Here is a 13,028-nt window from a genome sequence, read left to right as displayed (position 1 = left end):
GCCAGGAGGCGCTTCATCCATGGTGCTGGCCGGGCGGGCGTGACCTCATAGGAGCCTGATCGCAACAGTCTCATCACAGTCCCGTCCACCCGACCGGCCAGCGTCACTCACCGGTTGGAAGGGCAAGCACTATGAGCATGCAGCAGGTTCCGTCGCACCGTCGAGTCGTTGTCGGTGTCGACACCCACAAGTACGTCCACGTCGCGGTCGCGATCGATGACCTTGGCACCGTCTTGGATGACCGATCCTTTGTCGCCGATGCTGGCGGCTATGCCCAACTGGGCGGCCTCGTTCGGCGGGAAACTGATCTTCGGGATCGAAGGCACAGGATCGTATGGCGCAGGCCTGGCTGGCGCGGTCCGCCGCCGCGGGATCGGCGCAATGGAAGTAGTCCGCACCGACCGGCGTGACCGACGGCTGCGCGGGAAGTCCGACACCATCGATGCTGAGAATGCCGCCAAAGCAGTTCTCGCCGGCTTGGCCACTGCGGTCCCGAAGTCCGCCGATGGCGTGGTCGAGATGATCCGGCAGGTCAAGGTCGCCAAGGACATCGCCGTCAAGGCTCGAACGTCAGCGATGATCAGCCTCAAACAGGTCATCGTGAATGCGCCCGACACCCTGCGCCAAGAGCTGCAACCGTTGTCGAAGATGGCGTTGATCAACCGCTGCGCCGGCCTGCGTCCGGGGCGCGTCACCACCGTTGCTGCTGCCACGAAGCACACGCTGCGCGCGATTGCCCGACGTTGGCAGCAACTCAACGCCGAGATCGTCGAGCACGAGAAGATCTTGACCGACCTCACCTCCTCGGCTGCCCCCGAGTTGGCGAAGGCATTCGCCGTCGGTCCTGACACCGCCGCGGAAATGCTCATCGTGGCCGGCGACAACCCCGAACGAGTCCGGTCCGAAGCCGCGTTCGCCAGACTCTGTGGCGTCGCACCAATCCCGGCATCGTCGGGAATGACGACACGGCACCGGCTCAACCGTGGTGGTCACCGCCAGGCCAACGCAGCGCTCTACCGGGTCGTGATCGTGCGGATGCAGCACCACGAACCGACCAAGGCTTACGTCGCCAGAAGGACCGCAGAAGGCAAGACCAAAGCCGAGATCATCCGCTGCCTCAAACGGCTCCTCGCCCGCGAGCTCTGGGCGGCAATGCGCCCCATCCGCGACGCCCGTCAGAGCCTCCCGAACGCTGCTTGACGGATATAGGAGCATCAACGCGATGGCTGAGGCGCTGAACTCGCTGTTCAAGGCCGAGTGCATCCGCAACCCCGTCATGCGGCCGGCCGGCGGCTGGAAGTCCGTGCGAGACGTCGAGATCGCAGTGGCTGAATACATCGACTGGTTCAACCACCGTCGTCTGCACGGCGAGATCGGACACGTCCCACCAGCCGAGTTCGAGACCAACCACTGGGCCCGACACGGCGACCAGCACTACGCTGAAACACCCGTCCTCATCGAGGCCGGAACCAACTAAACGAGCCTCCAGCAAACCCGGGGCGATTCACATGTTGTCTGCGTCGGCGAACTGGCTGATGCGGGGTCGTGCCGTTGCCCTGATGGGGTGACGGCCAGGCGGAAGCCTGCCCAAAACCGCCCAGAACGGCCGATCAGAGGCCGGAACTGGGCCGATCAGACCACCCGAGGCCGCCACTGGCCGCGATTTTCGTCCGGCGCCCGAGGGACCCTCGATAATCAGCGGTTCCCTAATTCGCTGTGGTCCTCAACCTAATTCGCTGGGTCCTCAACGCAGCCATCGCCTGGACCCGACATCTGTCAGACATGCCCTAGATCCGTTCGACTCCGGTGCGCGGCAGACCGCTCATCACGAACCGCACCACGACCTCGGCCAACTCGCCCGCCGGAATCGCCCGCTCGGGCCGGTACCACTCCACCAGCGTGTTGATTACGCCGATCGACAAGCTCGCCAGCAACGTCGGGTTGCTGCCCTCCTGCAGGTCGCCTGTCGTGACGGCCTCCCTCAAGATGGCGGCCGCCGCGGCGTCGAAGGCACGCCGACGCTTGAGCAGGGACCGCTCGAGCTCAGAGTTCCCCTTGAGTCGAAGCAGGACCTCGACCGTCGCCTTGTGGTCCAGCCCGATCTGACACCCGCGACGCACCAGATAGGCGAAGCGCTCCAGCGGCGGAGTCTCGGTGGACTGGAACACGCCCTCCTGGAGCATCGACTCCAACGCCCCCATGGCGGCGTCGAGGCCGTGCCGGAGGATGGCCTCCTTGCCGGCGTGGTGGTAGTAGATCGCCGCTTTGGAGACACCGAGCGCCGAGGCCACCTGGTCCAGCGAGGTCGCGTCGTATCCCTGGCGACTGAACAGCTCGAAGGCGGTGGTCGCCACGGCGTTCGCATCGAGGGTCTTGCGGAGGGGATCTCGTGACCTGGAGGACGCTGCGCCTCGGGCCTTTGACGACATCTCCCGACCTTAACAGAGTTGTGGTGTTGCGCGCCGAATCCCCCATGCGGTAATCTGACTTACCAATCGGTAAGGGGTACAGCGCATGACCGTGACTGAGGAAGAGATGTTCGAGGAGATCGTCCGGACGGGTGGGCAGATCGAGCCTTCTGACTGGATGCCTGACAAGTACCGGGCGTCGCTGAGCAGGCAGATCGCCCAGCACGCCCACTCCGAGATCATCGGAATGCAGCCCGAGGGCGGGTGGATCACCCGCGCACCGAGCCTGCGGCGCAAGGCCATCTTGCTGGCGAAGGTCCAGGACGAGGCCGGGCACGGCCTGTACCTGTACGGAGCAGCCGAGACCTTGGGCACCGATCGGGCCGAGATGTTGGAGGGCCTGCATTCGGGCCGGCACAAGTACGCCATGAGCTTCGACTACGGCATGCCCACCTGGGGAGACGTCGCCGCGATGGGCTGGCTCGGCGACGGCGCCGCCATCGTCAACCAGGTTCCTCTCGCCCGGTGCTCCTACGGGCCGTACGCCCGAGCCATGGTGCGGGTGTGCAAGGAGGAGAGCTTCCACCAACGGCAGGGGTTCGAGGCGATGCAGGCACTGGTCGCGGGTACGCCGCAGCAGCGGCAGATGGCTCAGGACGCGCTGAACAGATGGTGGTGGCCGGCGCTCATGCTGTTCGGCCCGCCCGACGACGCATCGCCGCGCACTGCCGACTCCATGAGGTGGGGCATCAAGCGCTACACCAACGACGAGCTGCGTCAGCGCTTCGTCGACATGGCTGCCGCGCAGGCCGACGTGCTCGGTCTGACCATCCCCGACCCTGCTCTCAAGCTCCGCGACGACGGGCACTACGACTTCACGCTGATGGATCTCGAGGAGTTTACGGCGAACCTGCGCGGCGAAGGCCCCTACGCCACCCAGCGCCGCGAGCACCGCCGCGCAGCGCACCAGGACGGCGCGTGGGTCCGCGAGGCGATGCAGGCCTACGACGACCGCATGATGGCGTCGAGGGAGGCCAGCTGATGTCCACGTACACCGAGCCGCTGTGGGAAGTCTTCGTCCGCCCCGCGCGGGGGCTGTCGCACGTGCACGTCGGGAGCCTGCGCGCTCCTGACGCCGAGATCGCCGTGCTCAGTGCGCGAGACCTCTACACCCGCCGCAGCGAGGGAGTCAGCATCTGGGCGGTGCGTTCGACCGACATTGCCGCCTCCGACCCTGCGGAGCGCAGTGAGTTCTTCGAGACGGCGGCCACCAAGCCGTACCGCCACGCCTCGCACTATCACGTTCCGGACGGGCTGAACCTGTGAACGCCGCACCCACGCTCACCACGGAGCAGGCACTCACGTCGTACCTCCTTCGCTACGCCGACGACAGCCTCGTGCACGGCCAGCGCCTGTGCGAGTGGGTGGCACGCGCACCGCGGATCGAGGATGACGTCGCCCTGCTCAACATCGCTCTGGACCACATCGGCCATGCGCGCACGCTCCTCACCACGGTGGGCGAGCGCGAGGGTCAGGGCAGGACCGAGGACGACCTGGCGTTCGGGCGCTCCGAGATGGAGTTCTCCAATGCCCGGGTGCTCGAGCTGCCGAACGGCGACTTCGGCCAGACCGTGGCGAAGCTCGTGTGCATCGCCCTGTGGGAGACCGAGCTCTACGGCGCCTGGGCTGCCTCGGACGAGGCGGTCCTGGCCGAATTCGGATCCGGCGCCAAGCGCGAGTGCCGTTACCACCTCAGGTACGCCACCACGTGGGCCGCACGGCTGGCGGGCGGAACCCAGGAGAGCGCCGTGCGTCTGGAGAAGGGGTTCGCCGCCGTCTGGCCCCACCTGGGCGAATTGCTGGTCACCGACACCCTCGTGACGGACCTCACCGACGCAGGCGTCGTCCCGGACCACGCGCGGGTCGGTGCCGCCTGGACGGCCCGGTTGTACGCCGAGCTGGCCGGTCTCGGTCTCGCGCTTCCCGAGCTGGTGGCGCCCGCGGGGCCGCAGGGTCGCCAGGGAAACCACCTCGAGTCGTTCACCAGCCTGCTCGCCGAGATGCAGTACCTGCACCGCGCGCATCCGGGTGCGACATGGTGAGCACGACAGCGACGGCGCAGGCACGGCGCGTGGTGGAGTCCGTCCTCGACCCGGAGCTGGGTGACATCACGATCGGTGACCTGGGCCTGGTCCGCGACGTCAGGTGTGAGGACGGCCGGATCGTCGTGGAGGTGACACCGACCTATGGCGCGTGCCCGGCCTTCGAGGCCATCTGCCACGACATCGAGGTCGCCCTCACGGCCCACGGCCACCGCGACCCCAGGGTCATGCGACGAGCCCATCCGCCGTGGACGAGCGATTGGGTGACCGAGCGCGGCCGCGAGCTGCTCCAGGCCGGCGGCATCTCTCCGCCGTCGGAGCGCGCAGCCTCCGGAGCGGTGTTCGTGCCTCTGCTGTCGACTCGCACCGACGACGTCCTGCTCGACGTCGACGTCCCCTGCCCCGTCTGCGCCTCCACCGAGACCGAGACGGTCTCGTGGTTCGGATCGTCGGCCTGCAAGTCCTTGCACCGGTGCCGGTCGTGCCACGAGACGTACGAGGCCTTCAAGACGGTCGCCGCCACCTCCCCTGTCAGGAAGACCTCATGATCGACACCGTCGACGCGGCCCCAGCGCCCGGTAGCAGCACCGCCACCTTCCATCCCCTGGCCGTCGCGTCGATCGAGACGCTGACCGACGATGCGGTGGCCGTGACCTTCGCGATCCCCACGTCGCTCGCCGCGGGATACCGGTTCACGGCCGGCCAGCACGTGATCGTCCGTCGATCCGTCGACGGGGTGGAGCACCGACGGACCTACTCGATCTGCGCGCCCGAGGGTTCGGGCGACATCCGGATCGGCGTACGCCGCATCACCGACGGTGTCGTCTCGACGTGGATCACGTCTGAACTCCGGGTCGGCGACGTCGTCGAGGTCTCCACGCCGGCGGGCAGCTTCGGCCGATCGCTCGCGGATCGGGCGCCCGACCACGTCGCTATGGTCGCCGTCGGCAGCGGCATCACTCCGACGCTGTCCATGGTCGCGACACACCTGGCGACCACCTCGCACGCCCGAGCCACCCTCATCCTGGGCAATCGCAGCGCGTCCAGCACGATGTTCCTCGACGAGATCGCCTCGCTCAAGGACAGGTACCTCGACCGGCTTCATGTCATCCAGGTCTTCTCCCGTGAGGAGCGGATCGTGCCGTTGCAGAACGGCCGGATCGACCAGGACCGGACCGCATCGCTGCTGGCCGCCTTCGTGGATCCCGCCGAGGTCGACGATTGGTTCCTGTGCGGTCCGCTGGAGGCGATGAGCGCCGTGGAGACGGTGCTGCTGTCACGCGACGTCGACCCGCTGCGGATCCATCGCGAGCTCTTCCACGCCGGCCGCCCACTCGCCCGGCGAGACCTCTCCGCGTCCGACCAAGGCACGCAGGTCGAGGTCCTGTTGAACGGGAGCCGTACCGTGCTCACCGGCCGAGACCTTACCGGCTCGATCCTCGACGGCGTGCTCGCGCAGCGCGCTGACGCGCCGTTCTCGTGCCGCAACGGGATCTGCGGCACATGCAAGGCGCGGACCATCTCCGGAACCGTGGAGATGGAGTCGACGTGGGCACTGGACTCCTCGGAGATCGACGACGGCATCGTGCTGACCTGTCAGGCGCGACCGACCTCCGAACGTGTGAGCCTCGAGTTCCTGTGACAGCGACGACCGCCGGACGAGTGTCGGTCCAAACCGTGATCGGACCCTTCTCACCAGGAGCCGACTTTGGCCACCACGCACCATGAGTCGACAGGGCCCGTCGCGATGACGGGCCTGGCCTTCACCGGTATCCACGGGAACCGTCTCGTCGGCAATCGGTGGAGCCCGACGACACCGACCCTCCCTCCGCTGCTGATGCTGCACGGCGGGGGCCAGACACGACACTCCTGGGACGCGGCCGCGGCACGACTGTCCACAGCCGGCGCCGACATCACCACCTACGACGCCCGCGGCCACGGCGACAGCGACAGGGCGCCGGACGGCGACTACGGCCTCGAGACCTTCGCGAGGGACCTGGCCACGGCGCTGGAGACCTTCGCGACCCCACCCGTGGTGCTGGGCGCCTCGCTCGGGGGCCTGTCAGCGCTGCTCGCGGCCGGCGAGTTCGGTGCACCCGCCAGCGGGCTCGTCCTGGTGGACGTGGCGCCCCATGCGTCACGCGGCGGGGCACACCGCGTCCTGGAGTTCATGCGACGCCACACCGACGGGTTCGCCAGCCTCGACGAGGTTGCCGAGGCGATCAACGAGTACAACCCACGACCCCGCAAGCGCCGGCTCGAAGGCTTGCACAAGAACGTCCGTCAGGGTCAGGATGGGCGCTGGTACTGGCACTGGGATCCGGCATTCCTGGACCAGGGCAGCGACCCGACCCAGACGTCGCTGACGGACCGTCTCGACGCAGCTGCGGAGAAGCTCACGATCCCGACCCTCCTTGTCCGGGGCACCGACTCGGACGTGGTAACACCTGAGGCGGCGCAGGACTTCTTGGCCCGGGTGCCTACGGCGACGCTGGTCGAGGTCTCCTCGGGACACATGGTGGTGGGCGACGACAACGACGTCTTCACCACCAGCGTGCTGCCGTTCGTGTCGTCGATCGTCCGAGCTAGGCCTGCCAAGGGCTCAGCCGGTAGAGGTCGGCGGAGGCCTTCATGACCCACCTCTCCGCCGAGCCTGAGGAGACGCGGCGCGGAGCGACTGCCCCGCGGGATCAAGCAGCTCTGGCTCGCGATCCGTGACATCGAACACAAACGAGTCCGACAGCGCCAAGCAGAAGGGTCTGCCCAGGGGAAGCGGACCGCACCCGGCGCTCGTCGCGAGTGCCCTGATCCAGGGCTGGACCCAGCCCCTCAACGCACTCGTGATCGCCTACCCAGGCAGACTTCCGGAGTCCATCTGGAGATGATTGGAATCCGCAACCTACACAGACAACTTGACAGGCTCTGGCAAGGAGCGACTGCGGCCTCGGAACTCCACTAAGACTTCAGTCCCGCGCCGAACGGTGACGTCGTATACGCCACTGCGGCCGCGCAGAGCGCGCTCGGTCGCAGTGGCTACGAGTTCCTCGCCCTCCCGGGCCGGCGCGAGGAAAGTCACATCGGCACCGGCGCCCACCACCGGGACACCGTGTGTGTTGCAGGCGTAGGCGAAGGCCGTGTCAGCCAGCATGAACAGGTAGCCACCGTGGCAGATGCCGTGGCCGTTGACCATCGACGTGGTCACTAGCATGTGTGTCGTAGCGAGTCCCGGGGCTACCTCACTGACCCTGATGTTGAGGCTGCGGCTGACCGCATCCCCCTTCTGCATCGCGGCGGCCTGCTGCTGTGCCCGCAACACGGCGTCAGCGTCCTTCAATGGTGTTTCCCCACCCATCGACGACATCATGGGACCTCAACCGCCGCCCCCGGCTCTCGGAACCAATCGCGGATCTCGCGCTTGAGCAGCTTGCCCGTGGCGCCACGAGGCATTTGGTCGACGAAGACAATTCGCTTGGGCACCTCGAAGGTGGCCAGCCGGTCCCGGCAGAAGCGCCTCAGCTCTTCCTCCGCAACCTCGCTCTGAACGACTACGACGGCGACGACGACCTCCCCCCAGCGGTCATCCGGGGCACCAACGACCGACACCTCCCGCACGGCTGGGTGCTCGGCTAGGACGTTCTCGACGACGACTGGGTAGACGTTGTACGCGCCGGTGATGATCAAGAACTTCTTGCGGTCGACGAGGTACAGATAGCCGCGCTCGTCGAGCCGGCCGAGATCCCCAGTCTTGAGCCACCCCCCGCCGGGCAGCGCCTCTGATGTCTCGGCGGGCATGCCGAGGTACTCGGTCATGACCGCCTCGGACCGTACGATGATCTCACCGATGTCGCCGGGAGGCGACGTGTCGCCCTGCTCGTCGACGATGCGAAGTTCCGTGTGCAGCGTTGGCCGCCCGCAGGACTGCAACAAACCGGGGTCGTGTTCGAGGGCCCAGCGATGGTCGCCGTCGTGGAGCATCGCGAACCAACCGCCGACACCCTCGGTCGACCCGTACCACTGTTGGAGCGCACACCCGAACTCGTCGATTGCCCAGCGGACCAACGCCGGCGAGGCCGGGGCCGAGCCGTACATGATCATCCGTAGGCTCGAGATATCGGTCGCTGGCCGATCTGGGTGGTCGAGGATGTCGAGCATCATCGTGGGCACCAGCAATGTGGTGGTGACCCGCTCTGCTTCGATTAGCCGCAGCGCCTCGTCAGCCGAGAACTGAGGCATCAGCACGATGGTGCCGCCGACGAAGACGTTCCACGTCGCCAACAGGATCGGCACGCCCGCGGCCGGCAGACAGTGCAGGAACACGTCATCAGTGCGCGCTCCGCTCTGTAACCATGTGTTGAGTTGGGCCGCCACGACCGATCGTTGGCTCCAGACCACGCCCTTGGGTAACCCCGTCGATCCAGTGGTGTAGTGGATCGCGATCGCGTCCTCTTCCGCGATGTCCGGCCAGTCCTCCGAGACTAATGGTGCGTGCTCCGCCAGCAGGGCCTCATAGTCCAGTTCTTGGGTATGCTCGCCGTAACCGATGATCCGCCGCAAGTCCGGCAGGTTCGTCAGATCGACCTGGCTCAGGAGCTCCTCGGGACTACCCCCCTCGACCACCAGTGCGGACACCCGCGCGTCACGGAGGATATGCTCAACTTCGCGCGCCGAGTAGCGCCAGTTGATAGAGGTGCGGATCGCACCGGTGGTCGCGGCGCCGAACCACACCTCCACGGTTGGAAGGCCGTCCCTGCCGAGGGTTGCAACTACGTCGCCTTGGTGAACCCCGAGTGCGGCCAGGGCTGCGGACAGCCGACCGACCCTGTCAACGGTCTCTCCCCAGGTGCACCGGCTCTCGCCGGAAACGTACGCTGTCCGTTCCGGCCAGGTCCGCGCCTGAGCCGCCAAATAGTCCCGCAGAAGCATCGAGCTACCCTTTCACGTTGCGGTTTGGTCCCGGTCGGGACAGGAGTTCATGTCTACTGTCGACTGGTTTCATCGCGGCCGGTCGGCAGACTACCGGTACGCAGAACTGCAACCGCGAGGAAGATCCCGCCATTGGCTCGGGTGGCCAGTTGCATTTCTGTGCAGCGCCGCCCCGCGTCTCGCGCCGAGCATCGGGGATGCTGCCCCGGCTCACGCGCTGTCCGACAGGTACGAGCGCACGATCGCGTCGTTCGCCAGCAGTAGCTCGGGAGTTCCGACCATGCTGATCCGGCCTCGTTCCAACACCACGCCGAGGTCGGCGATAGACAGCCCGGCCTTAACGTTCTGCTCCACGAGAAGCACCCCCATGTCGCCGCCGCGCAAGGCATCCAACGCTCGAAACAGGTCCCTGACCATCAGCGGCGCGAGCCCCAGCGAGGGCTCATCCAGGAGCAAAATCTTAGGATCTGACATGAGCCCGCGGCCGATGGCTACCATCTGTTGCTGCCCGCCGGAGAGTGCCCAGGCCGGTCGGTCGAGGAACGTCATCAGCTCAGGGAACAGCTCCGACACTCGGTCCAGTCGCTTACGCACGGCCGCAGCGTTGATTCCGCGGGCGCTGACCAGCAGGTTCTCCCGCACGCTCAACGATGCGAACAGCCGGCGACCCTCCGGCACCCAAGCGATCCCACGGCGAGATCGGGTTAGAGCTGAAGTCGATGTGAGGTCCTCGCCCGCCAGTTCCAGGCGGCCCGCCAGGCTCGGCAGGACCCCCATGATCGACTTCATGAGGGTCGACTTTCCGACGCCATTCGGTCCAAGCACCGCGACGATCTCGCCGGGCTCGATCGCCACGTCGACGTCCTCGAGCACAGGCCGGCCACGGTAGCCACAGGCCATGCTGGTGATGCGGAGGGTCATATCGTGCCTCCTGTGTAAGCTGCGATGACGACAGGGTCGCGGGTGACATTGTCAGGAGCCCCCCCTGCGATCAGCCGACCTAAGTTCAGCACGTACATTTGGTCGGATATTCGGCGGACGAGGCCGAGGTTGTGTTCCACCAGCACGATGCCCATGCCGTGCTCGCTGACCAAGCGCAGCAGCAGGTCACCAAGCCGGTCGGCCTCGCGCGAGTTGAGTCCAGCGGCCGGCTCGTCGAGGAGCAGTAACTCGGGTCGCCCGGCGAGCGCCCGGGCTATCTCCATGAGCCGTAACTGACCGTAGGACAGCGATCCCGCGAGGCGGTCCCGCACATCCGTCAAGCCTACGGTGGCGACGGCTTCCATGGCCGCCTCGTTCATCTCCCGCTCCAGGCGACGCTGGGACGGCGTGCCTAGCATGTCCTGCAGGAATCCGAGGCGGACCCGGCCATGCGTTCCGAGGAGGACGTTGTCCTGCACAGTGCGGCCCGGCATCACCCGGCTCGTTTGGAACGAGCGCCGAATGCCAAGTCGAGCGACGCTGTGCGGGCGTCCAAGCGGGAGGTCACTGTCGTCAGCCCGCCCGCGCCCTCGCGTTGGGCGCTGCAGTCCTGACGCGATGTCGAGCAAACTCGACTTCCCCGCACCGTTCGGGCCGACCAGGCTGGTGATGGCACCAACGCGGAAGCACAGGGTCACGTCATCAAGGGCACGAACCCCACCGTAGTCCATCCCGATCTCGGTCAACTCCAACTGCTTCACCGCGCGGACCTCCGCCCGATGAGGCGTCGGCCGACCGACCAGAGGTTCGTCGGGCGCGTCATGAGAGCCCGGCGCAACCTGTTGGCTGGCCGCGCGGGCTCTTCGGACTGCACGATCATCAGCACGATGAGAAGCCCACCGAACACCAGGCCCACGTTCTCCTCCACATTCTCGAACGCGATCGGCAACCACTCGAACCCGCCCACCGCAACGACCGGCCAGACCAGCGCACCCATCCCGCCGAGCACTACAGCGACGATGAACTCGAGGGTCAGCGATAGCGAACTGAGCTCAGGGGTGATGAACCGCACCGTCGACGCGAAGATGATTCCGCCTACTGCCGCGAAGACCGCGGACAGCACGAACATTTGACGCTTGACCCGCACGACGTCGACGGCCTGAGCAGCGGCCATCTTCTCGTCCAAGCCGATGGAGCCAGCGGCTCGACCGGTGCGCGAACCGCGGATGTTCCAGGCCAAGGCGAGCCCGACAGCTAGCGCTACCCATGCGAGCGCATACGCATTCTCCGGCGTGTCCGCCGCGACGCCGCCTACCGACAAGGGTGTAACGGTCAACCCGTCGTCCCCGCCCGTGATCTCCCGGAGTGCGAAAATCACACTCTCTACGATCAATCCAAGCCCGAGCGTCGCAACGGCAAAGAAGAAGCCAGCTAAGCGCAGTAGGACCCGGCCGAGCAGCCCCGCCACCACGCCGACCGCAGTGACGGCCACAACGGCTGCCAGCCACGGAGGCAGACCCGGCTCGGGTCCAGCCAGGATGGCGTAACCGTAGGCGCCGCCGGCGAAAAAGGCGGCGTGCCCCAACTGTAATTGGTGTGTGATGCCGAAGATCAGTGCTAGTCCTACCGTGGCGAGACCGAAGGCCGGGATGACGGTCAGCGTCTTGAGGTTGTAGGTCTGCCCGAGCACTGGGACAAGCAGTGCGTAGAGAAGGGCGCCAGTGACCAAGACGCCGGTGAAGACGCGCCAAGCGCCTGGGGCGAGCATCAGTGCTGCTCCTTAGAAGAGGCGAGGATTCCGTTGGGCCGGACGAGCAGGACGAGAATTAGCAGCCCGAAGACCGACACGTCCTTCCAGTCGACTGAGTAGTAGCCGGCGGTGGCCGCCTCGGCAATCCCGAGGAGTAGCCCCCCCACTAAGGCGCCGAACGGCCTGTGAATGCCGCCGACTAGCGTGGCGACCAGGCCCTTGACCGCGAGCAAGGTTCCACCGGCGTAGTTCAGGAACAGCACGGGTGAGACGACGAACCCGACTACCGCGACCAACATGAAAGCAATCCCGTGGGCGCCTGTGACCGTGCGGCGGGCATTGATGCCGACCGCGGTGGCCACTTCGGCGTCCGAGCTCACTGCACGCATGTCCCGCCCGACGGCGGTCCTCCACAGAACGAATGCCCAAGCGCCGAAGACCACCGCGGCAAGCAGCGTCACGTACAAGGCCTGGCCCGGCACGACGCTGCGATCGAAGAACACAGTGAAGACCTTCGGCACGCCAGGGAACTGGGGCAGAGAGTAGATGTCGGTGGACCAGAAAAGCTTCCACAGGTTCTGCAGTACTAACGCAAGCCCGAAGGACAGCACGAGCACCCGCAGCGGCGACCGACTGCGCATACGTCGAATGAGCAGCATATCCGTGGCCGCGCCGATGGCGCCGCCCGCTACGGCGACGCCCAGGAGGCCGGTCCACAACGGTAGGCCAAGGCTGACTACGAGGGTGTAGCCCAACAGCGCGCCCAGCACTGCGCTCTCGCCTAGAGCGAGGTTGATCGTCCCGGTAACGCGGAAGATGAGGACAAAAGCCAGTCCCACCAGTGCGTATAGCAGACCGTTCTGAACGCCCGAGAGAAGGACGGTGAGCAGGAACTCCATACGCTCTCAATCTCGACAGGTGGGT

At 66.5% G+C, this 13,028-nt stretch carries 15 protein-coding genes; 8 read left to right on the top strand and 7 right to left on the bottom strand.

Annotated features, from left to right (window positions below):
- Positions 1 to 237 precede the first annotated feature (237 nt).
- Positions 238 to 1,200, top strand: a complete 963-nt coding sequence (locus ACY1JX_RS17130) for a transposase (RefSeq protein WP_462564703.1) — start codon at positions 238 to 240, stop codon at positions 1,198 to 1,200.
- Positions 1,201 to 1,222: 22 nt separating this feature from the next.
- The gene (locus ACY1JX_RS17125) at positions 1,223 to 1,477 is read left to right on the top strand and encodes an IS3 family transposase (RefSeq protein WP_462564704.1); all 255 of its coding nucleotides are present in this window, start codon (positions 1,223 to 1,225) and stop codon (positions 1,475 to 1,477) included.
- A gap of 310 nt (positions 1,478 to 1,787) precedes the next feature.
- Here the strand turns inward: ACY1JX_RS17125 and ACY1JX_RS17120 are convergent, their stop codons facing one another.
- Positions 1,788 to 2,354 (bottom strand): TetR/AcrR family transcriptional regulator, encoded by a 567-nt coding sequence (locus tag ACY1JX_RS17120; protein ID WP_462564724.1) that lies wholly within the window; start codon positions 2,352 to 2,354, stop codon positions 1,788 to 1,790.
- Between the two features lie 160 nt (positions 2,355 to 2,514).
- On the opposite strand from ACY1JX_RS17120, the gene paaA reads away from it, so the two are divergent.
- The 6 genes from paaA to ACY1JX_RS17090 all read left to right on the top strand — a co-directional run bounded on the left by paaA (position 2,515) and on the right by ACY1JX_RS17090 (position 7,145).
- Positions 2,515 to 3,450, top strand: a complete 936-nt coding sequence (gene paaA, locus ACY1JX_RS17115) for a 1,2-phenylacetyl-CoA epoxidase subunit PaaA (RefSeq protein WP_462564723.1) — start codon at positions 2,515 to 2,517, stop codon at positions 3,448 to 3,450.
- A complete protein-coding gene (gene paaB / locus ACY1JX_RS17110; protein WP_462564722.1) occupies positions 3,450 to 3,734 on the top strand; it encodes a 1,2-phenylacetyl-CoA epoxidase subunit PaaB in 285 nt (94 codons plus the stop codon). Before paaA ends, paaB begins: the two co-directional genes overlap by 1 nt.
- Positions 3,731 to 4,510, top strand: a complete 780-nt coding sequence (gene paaC / locus ACY1JX_RS17105) for a 1,2-phenylacetyl-CoA epoxidase subunit PaaC (RefSeq protein ID WP_462564721.1) — start codon at positions 3,731 to 3,733, stop codon at positions 4,508 to 4,510. The genes paaB and paaC overlap by 4 nt, the downstream gene beginning before the upstream one ends.
- Positions 4,504 to 5,058 carry a 1,2-phenylacetyl-CoA epoxidase subunit PaaD gene (gene paaD / locus ACY1JX_RS17100; protein WP_462564720.1) on the top strand — a complete coding sequence of 185 codons (555 nt, stop codon included), beginning with the start codon at positions 4,504 to 4,506 and terminating at the stop codon, positions 5,056 to 5,058. Before paaC ends, paaD begins: the two co-directional genes overlap by 7 nt.
- Complete coding sequence (locus tag ACY1JX_RS17095; protein ID WP_462564719.1) at positions 5,055 to 6,152, top strand: 2Fe-2S iron-sulfur cluster-binding protein; 1,098 nt, start codon at positions 5,055 to 5,057, stop codon at positions 6,150 to 6,152. Before paaD ends, ACY1JX_RS17095 begins: the two co-directional genes overlap by 4 nt.
- A 105-nt stretch (positions 6,153 to 6,257) precedes the next feature.
- Complete coding sequence (locus ACY1JX_RS17090; protein WP_462564718.1) at positions 6,258 to 7,145, top strand: alpha/beta fold hydrolase; 888 nt, start codon at positions 6,258 to 6,260, stop codon at positions 7,143 to 7,145.
- A gap of 264 nt (positions 7,146 to 7,409) precedes the next feature.
- Here ACY1JX_RS17090 and paaI read toward each other — a convergent pair whose 3' ends face one another.
- From paaI to ACY1JX_RS17060, 6 genes are all read right to left on the bottom strand, one after another.
- A complete protein-coding gene (paaI, locus tag ACY1JX_RS17085) occupies positions 7,410 to 7,874 on the bottom strand; it encodes a hydroxyphenylacetyl-CoA thioesterase PaaI (RefSeq protein WP_462564717.1) in 465 nt (154 codons plus the stop codon).
- On the bottom strand, positions 7,871 to 9,433 hold the full coding sequence (locus tag ACY1JX_RS17080; protein WP_462564716.1) for a class I adenylate-forming enzyme family protein: 1,563 nt from the start codon (positions 9,431 to 9,433) through the stop codon (positions 7,871 to 7,873). Before ACY1JX_RS17080 ends, paaI begins: the two co-directional genes overlap by 4 nt.
- Positions 9,434 to 9,643: 210 nt before the next feature.
- Entirely contained in the window at positions 9,644 to 10,354 is a 711-nt protein-coding gene (locus ACY1JX_RS17075; RefSeq protein WP_462564715.1) for an ABC transporter ATP-binding protein, read from the bottom strand.
- Positions 10,351 to 11,115: an ABC transporter ATP-binding protein gene (locus ACY1JX_RS17070; RefSeq protein WP_462564714.1), complete on the bottom strand. Its 765-nt coding sequence runs from the start codon at positions 11,113 to 11,115 to the stop codon at positions 10,351 to 10,353. Before ACY1JX_RS17070 ends, ACY1JX_RS17075 begins: the two co-directional genes overlap by 4 nt.
- A complete protein-coding gene (locus ACY1JX_RS17065) occupies positions 11,112 to 12,122 on the bottom strand; it encodes a branched-chain amino acid ABC transporter permease (protein WP_462564713.1) in 1,011 nt (336 codons plus the stop codon). The genes ACY1JX_RS17070 and ACY1JX_RS17065 overlap by 4 nt, the downstream gene beginning before the upstream one ends.
- Positions 12,122 to 13,003: a branched-chain amino acid ABC transporter permease gene (locus ACY1JX_RS17060; protein WP_023647426.1), complete on the bottom strand. Its 882-nt coding sequence runs from the start codon at positions 13,001 to 13,003 to the stop codon at positions 12,122 to 12,124. Before ACY1JX_RS17060 ends, ACY1JX_RS17065 begins: the two co-directional genes overlap by 1 nt.
- Positions 13,004 to 13,028: the final 25 nt, after the last annotated feature.

This window comes from Aeromicrobium sp. JP4, assembly GCF_054957925.1.
Note: the sequence above shows the minus strand (reverse complement) of the source record. Positions and strands in the feature narration are given on the sequence as shown.